16 protein-coding genes are annotated in these 21,326 nt (G+C 42.1%); 4 read left to right on the top strand and 12 right to left on the bottom strand.

Features of this window, described 5'->3' with window-relative positions:
* Nucleotides 1–692: 692 nt before the first annotated feature.
* From V7K85_RS28590 to V7K85_RS28550, 9 genes are all read right to left on the bottom strand, one after another.
* Nucleotides 693–1,715 (bottom strand): spore photoproduct lyase family protein, encoded by a 1,023-nt coding sequence (locus tag V7K85_RS28590; RefSeq protein ID WP_334818892.1) that lies wholly within the window; start codon nt 1,713–1,715, stop codon nt 693–695.
* Between the two features lie 104 nt (nt 1,716–1,819).
* On the bottom strand, nt 1,820–2,176 hold the full coding sequence (locus V7K85_RS28585; RefSeq protein ID WP_273767601.1) for a hypothetical protein: 357 nt from the start codon (nt 2,174–2,176) through the stop codon (nt 1,820–1,822).
* Nucleotides 2,177–2,701: 525 nt separating this feature from the next.
* A complete protein-coding gene (locus tag V7K85_RS28580) occupies nt 2,702–5,848 on the bottom strand; it encodes an RNaseH domain-containing protein (RefSeq protein ID WP_334818834.1) in 3,147 nt (1,048 codons plus the stop codon).
* Nucleotides 5,849–5,850: 2 nt separating this feature from the next.
* On the bottom strand, nt 5,851–9,264 hold the full coding sequence (locus tag V7K85_RS28575; RefSeq protein ID WP_334818832.1) for a hypothetical protein: 3,414 nt from the start codon (nt 9,262–9,264) through the stop codon (nt 5,851–5,853).
* Nucleotides 9,248–10,768, bottom strand: coding sequence for a restriction endonuclease-related protein (locus V7K85_RS28570; RefSeq protein WP_334818830.1), 1,521 nt, complete (start codon nt 10,766–10,768; stop codon nt 9,248–9,250). The genes V7K85_RS28575 and V7K85_RS28570 overlap by 17 nt, the downstream gene beginning before the upstream one ends.
* Before the next feature lie 146 nt (nt 10,769–10,914).
* Nucleotides 10,915–12,105: a bifunctional phosphopantothenoylcysteine decarboxylase/phosphopantothenate--cysteine ligase CoaBC gene (gene coaBC / locus V7K85_RS28565; RefSeq protein ID WP_334818828.1), complete on the bottom strand. Its 1,191-nt coding sequence runs from the start codon at nt 12,103–12,105 to the stop codon at nt 10,915–10,917.
* Nucleotides 12,106–12,298: 193 nt separating this feature from the next.
* Nucleotides 12,299–12,511: a protein IsiD gene (gene isiD, locus V7K85_RS28560; RefSeq protein ID WP_334818826.1), complete on the bottom strand. Its 213-nt coding sequence runs from the start codon at nt 12,509–12,511 to the stop codon at nt 12,299–12,301.
* A 153-nt stretch (nt 12,512–12,664) separates the two neighbouring features.
* Nucleotides 12,665–13,285, bottom strand: coding sequence for an alpha/beta hydrolase (locus V7K85_RS28555; RefSeq protein WP_334818890.1), 621 nt, complete (start codon nt 13,283–13,285; stop codon nt 12,665–12,667).
* Between the two features lie 113 nt (nt 13,286–13,398).
* On the bottom strand, nt 13,399–14,079 hold the full coding sequence (locus V7K85_RS28550; RefSeq protein ID WP_334818824.1) for an SDR family oxidoreductase: 681 nt from the start codon (nt 14,077–14,079) through the stop codon (nt 13,399–13,401).
* Nucleotides 14,080–14,327: 248 nt separating this feature from the next.
* On the opposite strand from V7K85_RS28550, the gene V7K85_RS28545 reads away from it, so the two are divergent.
* A complete protein-coding gene (locus V7K85_RS28545; protein WP_334818822.1) occupies nt 14,328–14,501 on the top strand; it encodes a hypothetical protein in 174 nt (57 codons plus the stop codon).
* Nucleotides 14,502–14,625: 124 nt separating this feature from the next.
* On the opposite strand, the gene V7K85_RS28540 is transcribed toward V7K85_RS28545, so the two are convergent.
* A complete protein-coding gene (locus V7K85_RS28540) occupies nt 14,626–15,072 on the bottom strand; it encodes a transposase (RefSeq protein WP_334818821.1) in 447 nt (148 codons plus the stop codon).
* Between the two features lie 108 nt (nt 15,073–15,180).
* Nucleotides 15,181–15,579 (bottom strand): helix-turn-helix domain-containing protein, encoded by a 399-nt coding sequence (locus V7K85_RS28535; RefSeq protein WP_334818819.1) that lies wholly within the window; start codon nt 15,577–15,579, stop codon nt 15,181–15,183.
* 327 nt (nt 15,580–15,906) lie between these two features.
* Here V7K85_RS28535 and V7K85_RS28530 point away from each other — a divergent pair, with 327 nt between their 5' ends.
* From V7K85_RS28530 to V7K85_RS28520, 3 genes are all read left to right on the top strand, one after another.
* Nucleotides 15,907–16,368 (top strand): GNAT family N-acetyltransferase, encoded by a 462-nt coding sequence (locus V7K85_RS28530; RefSeq protein ID WP_334818816.1) that lies wholly within the window; start codon nt 15,907–15,909, stop codon nt 16,366–16,368.
* 870 nt (nt 16,369–17,238) lie between these two features.
* The gene (locus tag V7K85_RS28525) at nt 17,239–19,128 is read left to right on the top strand and encodes a transketolase (RefSeq protein WP_334818814.1); all 1,890 of its coding nucleotides are present in this window, start codon (nt 17,239–17,241) and stop codon (nt 19,126–19,128) included.
* A 755-nt stretch (nt 19,129–19,883) separates the two neighbouring features.
* On the top strand, nt 19,884–20,243 hold the full coding sequence (locus tag V7K85_RS28520) for a hypothetical protein (protein ID WP_334818813.1): 360 nt from the start codon (nt 19,884–19,886) through the stop codon (nt 20,241–20,243).
* Here V7K85_RS28520 and V7K85_RS28515 read toward each other — a convergent pair.
* Nucleotides 20,191–21,249 (bottom strand): 1-acyl-sn-glycerol-3-phosphate acyltransferase, encoded by a 1,059-nt coding sequence (locus tag V7K85_RS28515; RefSeq protein ID WP_334818811.1) that lies wholly within the window; start codon nt 21,247–21,249, stop codon nt 20,191–20,193. The two genes, V7K85_RS28520 and V7K85_RS28515, sit on opposite strands and share 53 nt — an antisense overlap.
* Between the last annotated feature and the right edge of the window lie 77 nt (nt 21,250–21,326).

Below are 21,326 nucleotides of genomic sequence, written 5' to 3'. Positions count from 1 at the left end.
CCCAGTGAAAAGTGATCGCGTTGTTTCCCGCCCATCTGTTAGCGCCCAAGCGTTTAAAAATCATTGATATATAGCAACAGCCAAGGTGATTAGGACATTAACAGATGATAAAACTTAGACACAAAAAGGCTTTTCACCCAGTCCCCAGTCCCTTGCTATATTATGCGATCGCTCTCTTGTCCAATAATTACAGCCTGTTTCATTTTTTTGAACCACATCTGTTGTAGGGGCGCAAGGCCAAGATCCCCTACTGCGTGGTCTATTTAGCTAAAAATAGCTGTAATTTGCTCAAACTGTATTTGAGCGAAGTCGTCTTCTAAGTACAGTTTTGCATAAAAACGTAGCGTTTTTAATGCTGGAGAACGCATTAACAATAGACCTCTTGCATAAGTCGAATAGACCCCCCTTTATCCCACGCCACTTGCTACAACGGAGGGAAACTTGAAATATTGCCCCCTCCCCTTTATAAGGGGAGGGTTGGGGAGGGGTGATTCAAGGATTTTTGCAAGAGGTCTAATGTAAACCGACGCATTAGCATTGTAAACCGACGCATTGGCATTGTAAGCCGACGCATTCACAATGCAAGCCGACACATTCACAAAGCAAGCCGATGCATTAACAAAGTAAGTCGATGCATTGGCATTGCAGAATATTGCCAAATTTAATTCGCTACGAATTAATGAAATACTGTACTAAGTCCAATAAAGAATTTCAGCATTTGGAAAGCGCCTAGTAATCTCACTCTCAAAAAAGCAACGCAACGCTTTCATTGTGTCCTTATCGTAAACGTACTTTGTCCCACCAAACTTATTACGCTTGACACTGCGTTTTGCCTCATCCATCTCTAATTTTGATTGCGGATACCAAGTTTGTAACACTTCTTTTGACCCAGGTGTGAACCGATGCGAGATTAGTTCAAAAGTAAGGTCACAGTCAAAATCCAGTGCCTCGTTTATCTGGTCAAACAAATAACTATAGTGCATCTGCCAATCGTCTATCGGCATAATTGGCGCGATCACCAAGCCAACTGGATAACCGCCACCGCCACGCTCTAATGGTAGCGCCAACCGTCGCAATGCATTAAGTCTGGATGCTACGGATGCTGTACCGCCTTCAAACTTACCAGAAATCGGTGCTGCATTAACGCTCATCCGACAACGGGTATGCCCATTGTGTGGTAAGTTGAGTAGTCCATCCACAGCATCAAACTTCGATACCCAACGTAGATGTGCATTGCTACGAGTGCCAAAGTAACGGATACATTCAGCCAGACTTCCAGTTAAATGCTCAATGCCTAATGGGTCAGTGTAACAGCTAACTTCAAAACTCGTAGTTTTCCCCTGTTGCTCGTAGTTACCTAAATTCTCTAATATCTGCGGTAAGTTAGCAAAAACGCGGATGACAGGTGGCCCCGACAAGCTACCAGCTAGGTAGCAGTATTGACAGTGAGCGGGACAACCTTCGGCAAGGTGAAACTGCCAATCCGCAGAAGGTGGGATGGGACTCAGTTTAAAAGAACTGGGTGGTGCAGTAACCACTGCTAAGGTACGCTTGGCAATGTTGTAAGTATCCCGCTCAGACTCACCGCGCAGTCCCTTCAGGCGGTTTTGTGATAATTCTTCAATCGGTAAGTTGAGTGACTGCACACGTGCAAGAATCTGCTGCCCCCAAACCTCATCTAGGGCAGCAGGTGTAAACAGTACCCGTTCAGGTATCCACAACCGTGGTGATTTTGTTTGTGTCTCTGATACTGAAACCTGGTCTGTAATTGTATTCAGCAATATCGTTCTCCGTTATGAAAGTTTGCTGATTTCTGCAATTAATTTTCAAGGACTTGCTTAATTCGGCGCTCTAACAAATCAAGATCCAAACTGCTTTCATCACGGCTAATTCGACGCACAGTCGAATTAACATTACCTAAATTTACCAATAAATCTTGAAGAATTTCCTGCTGCTGACGGGCTTGGGTAACCTCGCGTGGCTCCTGTACTAAATCACGCACGATGGTATCTTCAGCGCGAGAGGCGATAATTGGATCACTTTGCCCTTGAATGTGAACAAAGGTTCGTCGCCCTGGTCCACGCTCCTCTTCTATTGGTATAACTGCTGTTACTTGGTCAGAACGCACATATTTGCCAAATCCCAAATGAACTAGTTCTGATGAGAGAATTTTCATATAATTGAAGCGTAATTTTTAAGTCTTACTTATATTGTAAAATCTAAAATAGTGAACTGAAAGCCATAGCCCATACGGTTTATACCCAATTTAAAGTAGTAGTTTCCTGTCCCAATTCCTGCTTGATATCTCTGGTATCAGTCATACTATTTTTACCAGCTTTCGGGCTTGTTCTGAGATTTCACCAAGCTCAATAAACTCAAGTTTTAGGTTGGAGTCCTAAGCTGGGTTGCTAAGTACAGCATTTCATTAATTTGTAGCGAATTAATTCAGTAATACCTTGCAATGCCAACGCATCCCCTTACAATGCCAATGCGTCGCCCGCATTGTTAATGCGTCCCCTTACAATGTCAATGCGTCCCCTTACAATGTTAATGCATTCCTTTACAATGTTAATGCATTCCTTTACAATGCCAATGCATCGGGATGCATTCTAGCAGTCATCTTTGTGCGAATTTGAATGCGAATAATATCTCCTCGAAGTTGTAAATTTATTGGTAGGCTCTTTTTTCACTGGCGGGATATTTAATCTGGCTCTGATTCAATGTCCTCATCTGCGATCGCAAAATCACTGATATAGTCCCGTACAACACGCTCAAAAAATAGGGGAGCAGGCAAACCTGTCCAATCGCTATAGTGACCAAAACCATAGGGCAGTGACTCTACAAGGGCAGCTAGATCATCAGGATTATCTTCTGGTTGTCTCAACGTAACAACAATCTCTAGGGGATTTGGAGAAGGCCAGCGACCCACAAATGGAGCTTTTGTGGAGAGTTGACTTATCTTGAACGCAGTTTTTTTATCTAGGGTCTGGGTTGAACGATAACAACTTTGCCCACGTAGATATTGATGTGGTGCTTCACGCGCCACAGATAGATAAGCCACACATCCAGTTTGGTTAGTAGCGCTGAGTCGGAATAACCCAGTCGAACTAGATGCTGAATCTATTTTAAGTGTAGGCGGCAGTTTGTTTAGTTCTTCTTTAGTTCTGGTATCTTCTAAAGAAGTCTCTATTAAATGTCGGGCTTTTTTCTCAATTATTCCAGGGGCAAGTTCTTGGCGAATGCGAATTAGACGTGCGCCTTGCCATTCATCCTGCATATTCTCAAACTGCTGGCCAAGGTTAATTTGATTAGCATTAATTCTGCTATCAGCAAGCCAATCCCACAGTTGGACGCAGTTGGAAGAATCAATCATAACCAATGGTTGCATCCCATCTTCCACAGAGTTAGAAACAATCTGTTTTACAAAGTCCATGAATCGAGTTTTAGACACATTACGCTTATCAGCCAGTTTGATTGGAGTAAGTTGGGCAATAAAAGCTAGTGCATCACAAAAGCTAAACCACAGGCTGATTTCTAAATTTCCTTTCTCGTAAGCACAGCAAAGCTCACATTTTCCTGTATCTACGTTGAGGCGCATTACCACTGCTAAAAATGTATTCTCAATAACACCACGAAAGCGACCCCTTTGTTTACGGACGATTGTGAACCCTAAAATTTCTTTTGGTCTAGCTTCTGGTGGGATATTTTGCAAGTACTTGTTAACCTTTTCTTTTATACCATCAATCCGACCAGAATGAGCCGAGAACAAATCTTTCAGAGCCGACTGCATCCGATGGGAGAAGTCTGCGAGTTTGAGATGCTTTGTTTTACGTGTCTTTGTAATGGGTAGAAGAAATTGCACGCCACTACCAATTTTTGCAAGTGCTTGGCGGGTTGAAGGTTTATTAACTTTATCATCATGCTTAGGAGATTTTTGACCAGTAGGATCTGGGTAAAATTGCCGTGCCATTATCAAGGAGAAAGTTGGCTTATTGGGGTCTTTAATCTGTTTTGCAGTGGATTTCCATGCTTCAATTCGTTGGCGCGATCGCTCCTTATTTTTCAAGTCTTTTCCAGGTAAAACCTCTCGTGGCCCGTGAGTATTTGCTGGCAAGCGATTAATAAGAATTTCGAGCGTGTTTCCCCACAAAACTTTAGTAATTTTCTGCAATAGCTTTGCTTCTGTCTCCAAATCAGCTTCATAAAATATAAACAGTCTCGGTTGCTCATTAGGATATAATCGCTGCATCGCTGCTTGGTTTGCCTGAATGAGATTTTGGAGATCATTGGTTTGATTCGGCGTAAATTTATTAAATTGAAGAGCTTTTCTTCCCCACTCAATCTCTTCTAAACGAATGTCAAAGTGTTTGCGTAGCAAGCTATCGATTTGATTGTCGTCGAGTTGATCGAGGTATTTCGCGGTAAACTCCAAGTTGGGATTTGTTTCGAGAGCTTCCAAAACACCACGAAGCAGTGTAGGAAGATTAATCATGCGTGATACTTTCTTTGCCTCATCCAGATTATGGCTGTATTTTACAAAAGAGTATTTATCGAATATTTGGATTCCTAATGGTTTAATAATTTTAGCGATCGCTTCTAAGGTATCTAATTTATCAATCTCTGGTACACCTGTTTCAATCCCGTATCCTTCTGAACTATTTTCGTCTTCTTCTGAATTATCTTGAAGTCCATTACGGTAAGTTAAAACAACCTCACAGCTATCAGTAGAGGCTTTGCCCAAAGCGATTTGTTGCCCATCAAAAGATTCCAGAGGCAGTTTCAATTCTCTCCGCAGGATTTCAAAATCTGTATCTATCACCCAACGCAAATTCTTCTTCTCTTGCTTGTTATTTTTATCTTGTTCGCATTTTACTCGATAGCTAAAGGCGCGATCGGGATAGTCTTGAGAAAATATGAAACCGCTAATATCCCTACGATCGTATTTAGGATCTTTTAACTGAGTAAACCAGCGACGTTTGGAAATCTCAACTTTCACCAAAGGTTGAGGTAAAGATGGATAAGTTAAAGCTTCTAAGCTCACCACCAAACTGAATTTACCTTTTGTGTCAGGTAAGGTTATCGGATCGGTCATCAATTCTACAATCCCAGAATTTCTGGAAATAATACGTTTTATCGGCCCTAAATCTGGAAAAATCTCTTGTCCAGCAATTTGACGAGCTACGTAATCTACTATCGCACGATAGGCATATTTATCTGTTGGATCTTTTGGCTGAGTTGTACCTGTCTGTTTAGACCAATTCCAAGGGAATACTTGAGATTTAAATGGAGAAATTTTCAGAAGTTCTCCTCTTTCCTGTAAATCTTGCAAGCGGTCAACAATATCGGTTGATATGTCTTCTTTTTTTGCAAAAGGTCTGAGATGATTTGTAAACCAATCGTTAATAATTGGGCGAAGCATTTGATTGATATTTTCTTCATCACCACCATTTAGGTAAACAAAAGGTTCTGGATCGCTTCCCCTTTTAGCATTATTCAATGCAAACTTCGTAAGACCTACATCTGGTTCAATTCGCGCTGCATCTTTTAATACTGCTTCTAGAAATCCTCTAAATGAGGCATAGGGGAGATTTTTGAGATTAGTTCCTTTTTGAATATCTGCAAAATCTAGCAAAGCCGCCTTTGTCCAAGTAAGAGTAAAACCCTCTACGATTACGGGAGGTAGATTATCTGGTACAGTGAAGGCTAGGGGAAATTGCTTTATTAACTTAGGATTACCTTGCTGAATATAAAAGTTATCTGAAACTAAATTACCATCAGTTTCTTCATCTTCCTCTTCTTCAGAGTAATCTTCTTCAAGTTCAATTTCATCAGAAAAATTGTCGCTCATTTTTACATCTCCAATAGTGTTGAAAAATCATTGAAACCGTCTTCTTCATCCGTAAAATCTTGTGAATTAGCTAATTCATCTGGGTATTTTACTCCTTTAATGCGTTGTAAAGGTGTTAGAAATGCGCCGTAAAGTTCTTGATAAATTTCCCGAATTACAGGATCGGGATGGTTGACACATTCTTCTAAAATGATTCGCATCTGCACCAGCATACTATCTCGCCCAGAATCGCTTTCTCCTTTTGCTGAATTTTTAGCCCAAGCTGCATCCACGAAGTAAACTGATACTGGGCATCCATTCCGCATTCCTCGCCCAATTGTTTGCAAAATCGCAACCATTTGATTAGCTGTAAAGGATTTGAATAGTTCAGGGCCTAAACGGCTAGCCATTAAGGGTTCACGTAACAATCTATTGCCTGTTCTCCAAAGGTCTTTTCTGGATTGCTGCCAAGAAGTTGCGATCGCATTTAAATCTTCTGTTTCACTAAAAACTCGACTATCAAATTCTTGTGTTGCCCGTCCTGCCAAGCTGTACAAAAGCTGCATATCATTCTTTGTCGGATGAGGACGAGTCAGAAAGTAAATCGAGCCAATTGCCGCATCTAGTATCCTGTCTCCTTTGGTGAAAACGATGTTCACACCTCGATTAATTGCCAACATAGGAAAAATTAAAATATCACAGTTTTCATCGTCTCCTAATGCCTCACACTGAGCAGAGGTGATAAAATCCGTCGGTTGTTCTCCATCTCTGAGGGATTTAACAATTGCTTTTGTATGCCGCCCAACTTCAGGATGATAGTCATTGATATACTTTTTGATTGTGCGAGCCTGATCGTAACTATTGACAACTAAAGCAGCTTTACGACGAATACCAAACTTGACATCAAAATTACGCATGGACTTGTAAATTTCAGATTTAGTAATTCCTCCGCGTACAAGAGCATTCACCATCCGCTTAAGATTATGGTTTTGAAGGTCGCCAGCACCGCTATATTTGAGGGGTTCATCACCACGTTCACTATCTGGAAACCATTTGAAACGATAAACGCTCTGTTCTGGTTTATGTTCTGACTGACGCGGTTTTAGTAAATAATGCGGGCCAGCGTTAATGTGGTAGGCGGGACTAGCTTCTAAAAATGAAGTTGCTGAAGTAATTAAAACGGCTGGGCTGGGATGTCCATCATCTGCGTCTAACAACCGATGAAAGCGATGCATTAACATTCGAGGCGCACCAACAAATGTAATGTAGGACAATTGCACATTTTTGGCGGCGGTACGTGTTGTTTGTGCTTTGAAAAAACTGTATTCCACTCCAGAAAATGAACCTAAAATGCTTTCTGGAATAAATTTTCGGAGTTCTGATGATGCAGTTGACCCTCCAATGGTTTCACGAATGAATCCCTCTGCAACCATCGTTCTAGTTCCTGGTACAATTCGCTGGTAGCCCACAATTACGAAAGTAACAGTTATAAGTAATTTAGCTAAATCTTCTGCTTCTATTGTTGGTGAATGATCTGGAAAACAGAGCTTGAGAAATAATTTGGCAATTTCTTCTACGATCGCATCACGTCGCTTAATTAGATTTTCAGCCAGATAACGGCGGAAATGACTAATGAGAGTTTTCCATTGCTTTTCAAGGGTTTCACGGTTGTAGCCTAAAATCCGAGGCCACAAATCGGCTTTAAAGTCTTGAGGGTTCTCAACACCTGTGCGATCGTAAAAGGCGTTATATGCTGCCGCTTCCCAAAATTCAGTCAGCGCCCGACTTTTACTAAAGCCTAACTCGACCTCTTGTTCATCAAGGTCATTCTGCTGAGAGGATTTCTTTAAAGTATTCAACAGTTCGCTAACAATCCGTAATACAGTCAATAATTGATTTTCGTAGCGTTCTCCCACCCGCGACTTAGACATATTCTGAAGGGTGGTAATTAAGGAAGTATTATGGTTGCCAAATTCTGACAAGTCACGACTGTAAAGTTCTACATCCCGATCAAATAATCGATAGTTCTCGCCACGAGCAAAGCGGTTATGGATTTGTTCTAGAATTACCCGATGAATGGATCGCTCTGAGCCTGAAATACTTAAGGTTGCTGCCCCATAACCATCTAACACTGATTGCACCATGTCGCCTTCGTCAAAAACAACTACGTCGAAGGTACGGGCAATTAATTCAAAATATCGTACTTGTTCCTGAATCGCGTGAGGTGATATTTCAGTATCGAGCGATCGCACATGACCAACCCAAATATTAGCATCCAACAAATCTCGCGGTGCTTTGTTTCGACCGCACATTGTCCATAAAGGACACAGGCATTTCTTCATCTTTCCCTGTTTCCCTCCGCCTTGCAATATCTCGTTGCAAGGTGCGTAACCAAAGCCCCACAGGGACATATCAGCAGTTGAAAAGGTTGGTAGGACACAGTTCATCCCAAAAACTTCTGCCTGTTCTAAGGTGTGAGCAAAGCCACCATTACCTTTTGTTGCGATCGCTTCAGCAATATTGTCTGCATGACGACGACGAGTTTCATCGCCTTGACCTACCAGCATTCCGACTTTTACCTGATGAAATGCCAACTCAGCCATGTACTGTCTAGCAACTTCAATGGAGGGAAACACAAACATTGCTTTATAGTCATGTAGTCCCAGCCAGATAGCGATCAACACGAGAATAGTTGTTTTACCTGACCCTGGCAAACCAATTAAGTGCTTGATGTCTTCTAATTCCAACACATCTTCTTCTTTCCGCAGCCCCTTTCCCGCCTCCGATACCATGAGGTCAAAGCGTTCAAAACGATCTGCCCAACTACCAGATCGTCGCTCAGGATCTTGCCTTTCACGCTCGTCCATCTCAATAGCCAGATCACGCAGTTCACTTAGGGGAATGCGAATTTTTCCTCTTGGTTGGCGGTTAAGGGAATGTGTACGACGTGCAGCAATCGGGGCGGTAATCGGAGCGATCGGCATCCTTACTGCTGTTGACTCTTCACCTAATGCAACCGCCATCTGCTGACGAGGATCGGCAAATGTAAAACCATAGGAGTCGTATGGCAGAGGGGTACTAAGAATTTGACGCGCTTGTGTAATTAAAGAATCTTCTAAAGGGTCTGTTCTTTTAAAGTGAAGTGTTTCAATATCAATCTCATACGTCCCTTTAGTGTGGTTGCAGTAATGATGATTGTTATAGAGAGCAATTGCGTGTTTAACTGACGGCTGTGTAACAAAAGTCAGCGACATCTGACGCATATTGAAAATGGCTTGACGGGCAGGCTCTAATGCAGGTGCATTCAAAATGCTTGCCATGCCTGACATCACTAGTGGCGCGTATTCCAGTGAATCAGTATTAATAAACTCCTTCATCAAGACGCAAAACCAGCAAATTCGGTCTGCACCTTTCCAAAAATTAGGTTTGGTTCGCATAAGGCATCTTCTTTAAAAAATCAATTACAGAGGAAACCGACATAATTTCTAAACTGGCAGGATCACCCTTTTTATCTAGTGTTGAGATGAGGGTAGAAATGTAGCTTGGATTGTCCTCGATTAAGCGATCGCTCACAGCAAGAATCCGGCGGCGATAGTGAATCAGCCCGCCAATACTACGATTGAGACGCAAAGCCAGAGTAACCGGACTTGTGTAAGATTTGGCATCAATTCCAATTGCCCGTTCATTAATTGCCACATCGCATAAATCAGACTCTGGGTAAAGTTCAGCGTTGAGCTTATTTTGTCGGGCTGTATCAAAAATGGCTAATTCGTCAATTGCTGGGCCTGTCCAGTAGGTGAGAATTCGCGGCTCGGCAATTCGTAAAATATCTTTGGTGGGATCTAGTTTTTCAGATACTTTTGGCAATTCGTGGCCAATGCACTGGCGAATCGGACACCGCCCTTGTGAAAAAAGTTTTTTGTTGGGATGCGATCGCATCAGTGTGCCACAGTGGGCGCAGCGATGTGCTAGTCCATCAACTAGCCAGATATCTGGTACTGAGTCGAAGAATTTCTCAATAATCATTCCCTGCAAAGGAGTTAAGTCATTGTCAACCAAGTAATCTAATAGTTGCCGTTCTCCTATCAGAGAGTACCTGCCAAATAACTCCCGCAGAGCGGTGTAAGCTTTGTGTTGGCGACGGCCGCCTAGTCGTTCAGTTGCTTGGCATAAGTCAGTATATAAGCGATGCTCAATCACATTGTCTTCGCCAAAAGCTCCGCTTAGGTTGGCAATCTCTGCACAGTCTGAGGTGGGTACTCGTAAATCTGGATCAATTAAGGTAACGCTAGAAAAACGAAAGTCTGATTGGCTAAAAACCCCTAGCTTCCAACGAGCGCAACCAAGAGAGTATCGAGCGTTGTCCAAAACAGTATGCACACAAGCCGCGCGATCGCTTAATCCTTCTTCAATATATAGACGACCCAATTTGCACATTGCTTGATAGAGTTCTGGTGGCAACATACTATCGTCTTGACGAACTATTTGTTTACCTGGTAGCACTCGTTCATATTGGCGAATAATTCCTTGGGCTAACAAAACTACAGCATCCTCAGCCAGATCCATTGCTGGTCTGTGTCCAGTAGGTAACGGCAAAGAGGTTGCAGTGATTGCGGGTAGCCATGTGGGGTCTTGACCTTGAGCCTCTGCAATAATTTGCTTCTCTAAAGCATCTTCAGAGAAAGAAGGCAAAACTTGAGTAATTGCTGCAAGTGTCCAACCTTTCTTCAATAGGAGAGCAGTTACCAATCCTTCCAAAACCTGACGAAAGCCAAATTCTTGTCCTTTGGGTTGTGATAAAAGTTGTTTCGTTCTCCACGACCGAACGGTACGTAGGGCAGGTGATTCTATAGACAGTTCAAGCTGTTCAATCTGACGTTTTAACTCCTTTGTCAGAGCCTCCGCAGTTCCCTGCCACTGACGCACGTCCTCAAAGTACATAACTGTAATCGGATATTTTTTACATCAATTCTTGTTTACACTAAATGATGTAATTTAAAATGTCAATACATTCAAAAGACGCAAAGATAAATTTTTGTGTCTTAGCACGTTACTGGGTATTGGGAACTAGAGATTAGGGAACTTGGTCAAAATAGGACAAAATCAAATAATTGATGCGCCATTTCTAATTTAGAACAAGGTGCGATCGCTACCTGATTTCCTTGGCTATCTAAAAATATCGCTTGATTATTATCACTTCCAAAACCACTATCAGGTTGATCGATGGGATTGGCAACAATAGCATCTAATTTTTTACTCTGTAACTTTTCTAAGGCAGGGTTGACAATATCTCCAGTTTGTGCAGCGAAGCCAATTAATATCTGATGTGGCTGTTTAAGTTTTGCTAATTGGGCAACTATATCTGGTACAGGTTCTAAGGGTAAAGCTTGAGGGAGCGATCGCTTGGGCAATTTCTCTATACTATAATCTTTTGGCTTCACATCTGCCACGGCTGCTGACATCACAATTAGATCAGCGTTGGCTAAACATTCCACCATGACGTGCTGCATTTGCTCGGCACTAACGACGGGAATTGCTTGCACTCCCAATGGTACATCCCAATTAGCTGGGCCATGCACCAGGGTAACACTTGCACCTCGGTGAAGTGCGGCTTGCGATAGCGCCAATCCCATTTTACCTGTGGAAGGATTACCAATAAACCTCACTGGGTCAAGAAACTCTCGCGTTCCCCCAGCACTAATTAACACTCGTTTACCGACTAAATCTCGTTTGCCTTGAGTGTGTAACAACGATTGGATGTGAGTCAAAATTTCTGGAGGTTCTGCTAATCTACCAGCACCGATGCGATCGCACGCTAATAAACCTGATGCTGTACCCATCCCATGATATCGGCTATCTATCAATAGCTGTTGCCAATTTCGCTGCACTGATAGCTGTTCCCACATATCCGTATTCATTGCGGGTGCCAACAGCACCGGACAAGTAGAAGCCAGCACGGTATTTGTGAGTAAATTATCTGCCATCCCGTAGGCTAACTTTGCCAATGTATTAGCCGTCAAAGGGGCAATTACCATAACATCTGCCCATTCACCCAACTCAATATGCAACGGACGAGAGTGAGTTGCTTGCCAGAAATCATCATCTGTGTAGGCAGGATGACGAGAAAGGGTTGATAAAGTCAGAGGCGTGATAAATTCTTGCGCCGAACGGGTGAGGATGACTCGCACTTTCACCCCAGTTTTAAACAGCGTCGAAACCAATTCACAGATTTTGTAGGCGGCGATACCGCCACCTACAGCAATTAGAACCCTGTTCAATTTTGGATTTTGCGAAAAGTTGTAAGGAGGGTTTCCCTCCGTGGCAAACTTTTCAATACGGATTTTGGATTTTGGATTTAAAGGAGATTCCATTGGTACTTTCGGATTAAGCAAGTGATACATTAACCCTGATAATCTCCGATTTTAGCCAGTTGACCCCAATCTAAAATCTAAAATCTAAAATCTAAAATTGTTACGCTTCATCGTAGGGTTCCAAGTCTAAGAGGTAGATATAGGGTTCAACTAACTCTGGACGCTGAAATGCGATCGCTCGCAATAGATGCCAATCATTTAAACCCTCAAAAGCATTACTATAATTATCTAGCTCCAGACGTTTAGCCAATTCTTCTACTTCTGCCACCGTCATGGCAGCAATTTCTTTCTTGGAAATGCTTAGAGTTGTCATAATGTTCGCCCCTCCTTATGCAGCACTCGCCTTCAGCATGGGTTAAGTTGCGCTGAACGCAGCCACCCTATATATATTACTCATTAGAAGTCATTGATTTCGTGAAAATTTTCCGCATTTATACCAGAATTTATAAAAAATTCGTAATGCTGACTAGCCAATTACATTTACAACAAAATTCCGTAGCACCTCTAACGTTTGTGGATGTATTTCATGCCCCATATTAAATTCGTGGTATTCTATCGCCACTCCCAGAGACTTTAAAGTTTCTCGTGCCTTCCAGGCGGCTTGCAGTGGAACAACTTCATCATATTTCCCGTGGGTAATTAAAGTCGGGGGAATCCCACTTTTAGCTGCCATTACTGCATCCGGATGTAAATACCCGCTCATCACAACTAAACCTGCTAGGGGTAATTTTGATCCGACATCTAAAGTCATTGCTCCGCCTTGAGAAAACCCACTCAAAATGGTGCGTGACAAAGGTATGCCAGTGCTACTTTCTAAAGATTCCAAGAAATCTGTTAGCAGTTGCCGACTTTCTGCCAACCCTTGATACATATTCTCCACCCGTAGGTCATACCATGCCCTCCCTACAGGGGAATAGGGATAAGGAAAAGGTGCATCAGGTAATACAAACTGGTAATCAGGTAAGTTGATCAAAGGTAACAAAGATGCTACATCCTCAGCATTAGCTCCCCAACCATGCAAAGTGACAATTAAGCCTGCGGGGGGTTGAGAACTTGCTGTGGAAACGTTAATAAATTGTAAAGACAGAGGTCTACTCCTAAAATCCTACTGTTCTAGTAGATCCTATCTCTTGAAGTAGACTTAATATTAGGAAGCGGATGCCACTTCCACAGAGACACTCAGCTTATTGACTAAACTTTTTACCAAGGTACTGGTTCACCAAGATGAAAAAAGCCACCACTGGGCCCATCGTCAGGAAGCATCGCTAACTCAACGCCCGTTTTTGCCCCTCCTGTGATATCCATCATTGCGCCTTCACCGCCCAATTCAGTTTTCACCCAACCTGGATGAGCGCTATTAATTTTCACAGGAGTATTGCGTAACTCATGGGCTAAATGGATGGTGAATGCGTTGACTGCTGCTTTAGAAGCATTATAAGCAAATGGTTTAGAGTCATAAGTTAGTGAATTGGGAGTAGCATGAAGCGTCAATGAGCCTTCAATACTAGACATATTGACAATTCGACCACTAGGACTATTTAAAATTAATGGTAGCAGTACTTGAGTCAGTTCTACCAAGCCAAAAAAGTTGGTGTCGAATGTCTGTCGAATAATGTTTATTGAAACAGAAGTGGCATTACTGATTAACCAGTCGCCATCTAGAAACACACCTGCATTATTAATCAAGATATCCAGTTTACCAAAAGTGTCATTAATCTCTTGAAAAGCAGACTGAATTTGAGTACTGTCAGTTACGTCAAAAGCGATCGCCTGAGCTGAGACTCCTTCATTATGCAAGTTAGTGGCTGCGGTTTTTGCTGCTTCTAAATTCCGGGCTGCGATCAGAATCGTCAATCCATGTTGTCCCAGTTGACGACTCATCTCCAGTCATAGACCCTTATTTGCGCCAGTAATCAAGGCTACTTTATTCTTCAGTTCGCTATTTACCACTGTTAGCCACTCCTATGGAATTGGGGATCTAGGATGTATTTAAAAACAGTATGCTTAAGCTTTGTTTAAATACTGGGTCAATCCTCTCACGAAGTCGTAGGCAAGAAAACCTAGAAAAAAGGCTAGGTCTTGTCTGTTAAACAGATACAAAAAAAGAGATAGCTTCAAAGGGCTAAGGCGTGTTTTCAAACCTCTCCTTAAGTACCCTAGTCTTTGAAGATCCCCCTAACCCACGCCAATTGACGCCAGTCCGCTTTGCCCATGCGGCTGGACAGCCGATCGCAATTTTTTGGAAATGGCTGATATTAGAAATTTGGGATGAACTTGCTTGCAGAGCGTCAGGGCAGAACTAATCCCATTGTCAAAAAAATTCACTCAAAGTCTCCATCCAAAAAACCAGTTCATAGAGGAACTAAAAATTATTCTCAACAACTCAAATTTTCTATGATCAGCACTGCTTAGAGCTTACAGCGATTTTCAGGTAAATAGACCACAGTGATTGAACCAACCGAAGGCATCATCTTCAGTAATGTAATTGACAGCAAGAGCCATTGCTTGGTCGAGCGATTCCAGTGTACGTGCCTCACAGGAACGGAGAAATTGCTTCAGTTTCGACCAACACAGTTCTATGGGAGATAAATCTGGAGAATAGGGGGGCAAAAACTTGACTTTTGCACCGACCGACTCAATGGCAACTCTGACACGTTCGGCGTGATGAACCCGGAGATTATCCATGACCACGATCGCCCCTTTCCATAACTGAGGTATTAATATCTCGGTTACATAAGTGAGGAATATATCAGTATTTGTACTTCCTGGTACAGTCATCGCTGCAAGCAGTCCATCAAAGCTTAAAGCACCGATCAAAGAAACGTTTCCACCCTTGCTTCCAGGTATACTACCAACTGCTCTTTCGCCATCCACTGCTCTAGCAAACAAGCCGCGCAGCGATTGATAAATTCAATCCCGCTTCATCGACAAATATGAGGTTTCTGACATCAATTTTATCTAAAGTTCGGCGATAGTCATGTCTTAACTCTTGTACTCTTGGGGTATCTTGCTCGCTGGCGTAAAGACTTTTTTTTTACACCGTAAGCCTAATTTTTCTACCGCACGATGCATTGTTGTAATACTTACACTAATCCCTGTGCGTTCTGCATAGCGATCGCATAATTCTCTCAGTAATAAATCATTTTTTCCCTCAACCAAAGACTGAATAATGCTCAGATGCTCGTTTCTTATTGTCGGCTTTTGGTATCCTCCACGTCGTTTCGCCTCGATTTGTCCATTTGTCCGATACTGACGCAGTAGGTTTCTCACAAATGACAAGCTGACCTTGAATCTTTGCGCCAACTGGCGTTGAGAGCCTTCTTTCCCTTCCCACGCCATAATCACACGCTCACGCAAATCCTTTGAGTAAGATATTGGCATCTATTCGTACAATACTATCTCTTCAGTTTACCTGAAACTGTAGTTCAATTACCTGAAAATCGCTGTAATTGAGAAGTATTCATATCTGAGTGAGAACTAAGCGATCGCATCTGCATATTTACTGCCAAGCTTGCAGCGTGACAATATTTAACATTATTATTTAAATTTTCCGAAATATATATTATTAAGTTAAATTCACTATCTGATAAATTATGATCAAGCTAAAATAGCGCCGCCGATTGGTCTGGGCTTGACTGTGGGAATACTCAGACTCACCACGGCTGATCAGATTTTTAGGAGAGTTATTTGTCATTAATTACCTTCATTATGAAATTACGAACATACGAAATAGCTGATACCAAAGAAATTATCAAATTGTTCTACGATACTGTTCATGAGGTAAATATTCACGATTACACACAAGAAGAAATAGATGCTTGGGCACCAGCAAATATGGATATTGACGTTTGGATTAAAGGTTTAGAAAGTAAGTTTACTTATGTAGCAGAGGAACAGGGCAAAATTATTGGTTTTGGGGAATTAGAGGTTAATGGTCATATTGACCGTTTTTACTGTCATAAAGATTTTCAAAGAAAAGGGATTGGTAATAAAATCTTAGAACAGCTTGAATCAAAAACAAAGACTTTAGGGATTGAAAAGTTATTTACAGAAGCCAGTATCACAGCTAAACCTTTTTTTGAAAGCCAGAATTTTATTGTTATAAAACAGCAAAAGGTAGAACGTAGAGGGCAAAAATTGATAAACTTTGTCATGGAAAAATCGATTTAGTAATTACTAAATGGGTTTAATTCAAAACAGTAGTTTCGACGGGTGTAATCCGCTAAAGAGCATTTAAGTTTCATATAATAAGGGCTGGAGCCGTTTACTACAAGCAAATCATTTTAGAAAAATGAATGACCCAGAAAGAAAAAGGTTTACCCTGAGCGTAACCGTAAAGCCTGCGGCATAGCTTCGCTTAAGGCGCAGCCTCTCGTAGAGAAGGATACAAGCCCACTTCGGCGAGCGTGCATCGCCTAAATTTATTTATGGAAAATAAAAAAATGTATTTCGAGACACGTAGTACAAGAAATACTACGTCAGTTGACTCAGAGCAACTAAATTTATTTATGGGGTTCTAATGAGTGACTTTTGAATGGGTGACTTTTGACTTCCCCGTTCGCGTAGCGTCTCCAAGAGTTGGGGCTGACCTCTAGCTTATTCAGCCATTAGTTGTTAAGAAAACTTAAGTATTTCAAACAAGGACGAGGTTTTTTCTGTCGCTGTAATCTCGATTTTTTTGTTGCTCAATAAACAAAATACTGAACCTAGTGTAATTAGTCTTGTATACCCTAAGAAATAAAACTTAGTTATTCCATTAGAAAGAAGCCACTGTCGCTCTTACTATCTAAAGTAAACTTAGGGATATTGAAATAAATCTCTGAACAAGTGTTTAGTTGGATTTGTGTCTGCTTGTGGTTAAAAAAGACACTATTCATAACAAAGTCAAATTCCAAAAACATAATCTTTCCTTTTACCTTTGCTTTTACCTAGAGCGTATTAGCATTTTTTTTAGGGAAGATGGCCAAGTCTAGCCAAAACACGAGTGATGAAACAAAGGATTCGCCGCAACACCCTTGATTTTCATTTAGGAATATCACTATGAACACACAAGAGCAACTACACCAATGGCATGAACTAGCACAACAGTTGCGTATCGATAGTATTCGCGCTACAACTGTTGCTGGTTCAGGTCATCCTACCTCGTCCATGTCAGCTGCTGATCTGATGGCGGTTTTACTTTCCAAATATCTCCGCTACGACTTTGATGATCCACATAACCCTAATAACGATCGCTTCCTTCTCTCTAAAGGACACGCTGCACCTCTACTCTATGCCATGTATAAAGCAGCAGGGGCAATTACTGATGAGGAGTTATTATCACTACGGCAATTTGGCAGCCGTCTACAAGGACATCCCACACCAGTTTTACCTTGGGTTGATGTGGCGACCGGCTCATTGGGACAAGGATTACCAATTGGTGTAGGGGTAGCTTTAGCAGGTAAATATCTAGATCAACTTCCATACCATGTCTGGGTATTACTGGGTGATAGCGAAACAGCTGAGGGGTCTGTGTGGGAGGCTTTTGATCATGCCTCACACTCCAAACTAGACAATCTGATCGCCATTATCGATGTCAATCGACTAGGGCAACGCGGTGAGACTGAACTGGGTTGGAACACACAAGCCTATGCTGCGCGTGCTAGAGGCTTTGGCTGGCAGGCAATTGAAATTGATGGTCACGACTTGACAGAGATTGACCAAGCCTTTAACGCTGCTTTGAGCATCAACGATCGCCCCACGGTAATTATTGCCCGCACGAAGAAAGGCAAAGGTGTAGCTTCTGTGGAAGATATAGGTGGTTGGCATGGTAAAGCATTCAAACCCGACCAAGAGAAAGAGGCGATCGCGGAGTTAGGTGGTGAGCGCCAGATGATAATTAAAGTCAACAAACCTGAAGAGCAAAGCCAACCTGCTACAACAGGGAATGCTCAACCACTGCAACTTCCCACTTATGAAAAAGGTGCAAAGGTTTCAACACGTAAAGCATATGGTGACGCTTTAGTGGCATTGGGAGCCGCTCAACCCGATGTAGTTGTCCTTGATGGCGAGGTGAGTAATTCCACTTATGCCGAAGATTTTGCCAAAGTCTATCCTGAGCGCTACTTTGAGATGTACATTGCTGAACAACAACTGATTGCAGCAGCGGTGGGTTTGCAGGTACGAAAATATAAACCCTTTGCTTCCAGCTTCGCGGCTTTCTTGAGTAGAGGTTACGACTTTATACGGATGGCGGCTGTCTCTCGTGCCAATATTAAATTAGTGGGTTCTCATGCTGGGGTATCCATTGGTCAGGATGGGCCTTCACAGATGGCACTGGAGGACTTAGCAGCCTTCCGAGCGGTGGGGAATAGTACTGTATTATATCCCAGTGATGGCAATCAGACGGCTAAACTAGTGGCGCAGATGAGCGATCACAATGGCGTTGTTTACCTGCGCACCACCAGGGAAAGCACACCTGTAATCTATGGCTCTGATGAGGAATTTCCCATTGGGGGTAGCAAAGTAATCCGTAGCTCCGAGCAAGATCAAGTCACTGTGATTGCCGCTGGTATTACTTTATATGAAGCACTTAAGGCTGGCGATCGTCTAAAAAACGAAGGCATCACTGTGCGGATCATAGATGCCTACTCGGTCAAACCCATTGATGTAGAGACACTTCATCAAGCTGCACGCGATACCAAGGGTAATTTAGTCGTGGTTGAAGACCACTGGATGGAAGGCGGACTAGGTGCGGCTGTGCTTGATGCCTTTGCTGGTACTAGTAGTATTCCTACTTACAATGGGCCTCAACTGCGGTTAATTAAGTTGGCAGTGCTTGATATGCCAGGTTCCGGCACTCCAGAAGAATTGCTCCATGCTGCCAAAATTGACGCAGATGCCATTGTTGAAGCCGTGAAATCGCAAGTCAGACAGCCAGTAGGGGTATAAGACAATACGGTTTGGTTAACAAAGTTATCTGTTGAGGTGAGCTCTTGAAGCAGGGGAGGAGGAGCAGTTCTTAAGAAAGAATTGATTGTTTAACATGAGTTCGACGAACCTCTCCCTGCCTTGAACTTCAGTTCAAGTCTGTCCCTCTTCCCCGTCGGAGAGGGACGGTTTTGCATAGTAAAACCTCTTAAATGTGGACTCTTGATTTTTGTTGAGTAATTTATTCCTTGGAAGTCCCTTACTGAATCGGTCTTCTAAAACCTTTGATTTTATATTCAAATTTCTAATCTTTTTTGATGGCAAAAAATGATAAATACAAATTCACCAAAATCGGCGTTTTCAAAAAATCCCCCAAAAATCATCGAAAAAAAAGTATTGACTTTACATACGTTTACTGAAATGCAGACTTTTTGCTCAATATAATATAATTTTTATATATAAGTACTTTTTTATACATATAATCTTTTTGAGTTATTTTCTATCCGCTTATTAAGATGTTACTAAGCAGATACCAGATTTGGACTTCGGACAAAAAAAATGTGTTCGCAGATATTCTCTGGACATCATAAAATACCTCAGTTTTTTTAAATCTGCGATCAAAAACACATACTGAGTGATTGAGAAAACTACATTCTTTTACCCAGGTAAACATACAGCAATAATGCATTTTACAACTTGATGTGCATTTTATTTCTGTGAACTTTGAATCAGCAAACTAACCGTACTAACTAACATACATTGAGAGGATTTTGATCATGGCTAGACTAACCATTCCACCCAATTTCACTGGCACCGCCAATGCGGACAAAATAGTAGGGGAAGAGTTAAATGCATCTGTAGCAATTGGAATTGATATTTTAACTCCAGGTTTGATTAATACAGGCTCAGGAAAGGACACTATTGAGGGCACGGGTGTTGGCAATATCGGCAGCACCGGTACTGGCGGTAACGGCAGTACTGGCACTGGCATTGCTAACAGTGGCAAACTGAATGCAGGGAACCAAGAAGACACTATTTCTGGCATCGGTACTGGCGGCGACGGTGGCAACGGCTACGACGACATTAAAGGCGAGAAGAGTGGCAAGGGTGGCAAGGGTGCCAAGGGTACTGATTAATTTTAATTTGCAGTTTCTCTCGTAATTGTTGTGCCTGCTGGTAAGCTACTGTACGCCCTTTGTTTGAATATTTGTGCATTTCTGCTGTTTCCAAAGGTTCAATAAAGTAACGCAAGCGAGTTCTACTTGCCCAAATTCCCATTGAAGGAAACAGAATTAAGACAAGCATTAAAGGCGATAAAGGCAAGAATGGTAATTTGACTAGTCGTTGCAATTTCTGCAAATTAACACTCCAAGGATGTAAAAATTCACTACCGATGCAAACTACTGGGAGAATGGGAATTTGATAGCGATCGCTCAATTTAATAAAACTCACATCAAACTTTTCTAGTTGATAGCGTCTTTTCCAACCTTTCAGAGGACCACGGATACCTTCGGGTGCATATAAGAGAATTTTACCTTGGGCGATAGCTGTCTCAAAGTCATCTAATTCGGCTCGCACACCACCTAAAACCTGCGACCATTTAGATGGTAGCCACCAAATCACCCAAGGATGGTCAAATAGTGCCGGACTTGCTACGGGTTGTATCACCCATCCTCTAGCTTCACTTAATAAATAACCCAAAGTCAAAAAATCCCAAGGAAAACACATCCCTGCGTGATTCATTGCTACAATCAATGGTCCTGTTGGCGGCAAGTTTTCGACTTGTTGCAATTCTCCCCGAAAATAGTATTTAACGATCGGGCCAAGAAGTTCTTCACGAAAAGCTTGTTGATATTTGGGATCAAATTCACCAACTTCTTTTCGGGGTGAACGAAAACCAAGACGCAACCAACGACTCAGCAGCGCCAGATAAAATCCGCCAGGAATTAAAAATAATCCATATTCTGGCCAATTCCAACCATCTGGATCGACGTGATAGTGCTGCCAATGGCGGTTAAATAAAATTAGCCAGCCTGGAGGATACCAAAGACAAAACCAATCAAACCAGCTAAATATATAGCCTTCACCTGGTAGATTTTCCAGTTGAGTGTTTAAAAGGTTTTCGGAGTGTTGATTAATCAAAACAGTGATCTGGTTTAGGCAAAAATTTGATTTAAATCTTATCATAGCTTTACAGCTTTGCCATTGGACTCTTAGCT

Origin of the sequence: Nostoc sp., from assembly GCF_036917615.1 — a bacterium.
Taxonomy (GTDB): Bacteria; Cyanobacteriota; Cyanobacteriia; order Cyanobacteriales; family Nostocaceae; genus Nostoc.
Note: the sequence above shows the minus strand (reverse complement) of the source record. Positions and strands in the feature narration are given on the sequence as shown.

Coding starts and splice junctions, on each gene's coding strand:
- V7K85_RS28585 (WP_273767601.1), bottom strand. CDS start 2,176: ATGAAAATTCTCTCATCAGAACTAGTTCATTTGGGATTTGGCAAATAT.
- V7K85_RS28580 (WP_334818834.1), bottom strand. CDS start 5,848: ATGAGCGACAATTTTTCTGATGAAATTGAACTTGAAGAAGATTACTCT.
- V7K85_RS28575 (WP_334818832.1), bottom strand. CDS start 9,264: ATGCGAACCAAACCTAATTTTTGGAAAGGTGCAGACCGAATTTGCTGG.
- V7K85_RS28570 (WP_334818830.1), bottom strand. CDS start 10,768: ATGTACTTTGAGGACGTGCGTCAGTGGCAGGGAACTGCGGAGGCTCTG.
- isiD (WP_334818826.1), bottom strand. CDS start 12,511: ATGACAACTCTAAGCATTTCCAAGAAAGAAATTGCTGCCATGACGGTG.
- V7K85_RS28550 (WP_334818824.1), bottom strand. CDS start 14,079: ATGAGTCGTCAACTGGGACAACATGGATTGACGATTCTGATCGCAGCC.
- V7K85_RS28535 (WP_334818819.1), bottom strand. CDS start 15,579: ATGCCAATATCTTACTCAAAGGATTTGCGTGAGCGTGTGATTATGGCG.
- V7K85_RS28530 (WP_334818816.1), top strand. CDS start 15,907: ATGAAATTACGAACATACGAAATAGCTGATACCAAAGAAATTATCAAA.
- V7K85_RS28525 (WP_334818814.1), top strand. CDS start 17,239: ATGAACACACAAGAGCAACTACACCAATGGCATGAACTAGCACAACAG.
- V7K85_RS28520 (WP_334818813.1), top strand. CDS start 19,884: ATGGCTAGACTAACCATTCCACCCAATTTCACTGGCACCGCCAATGCG.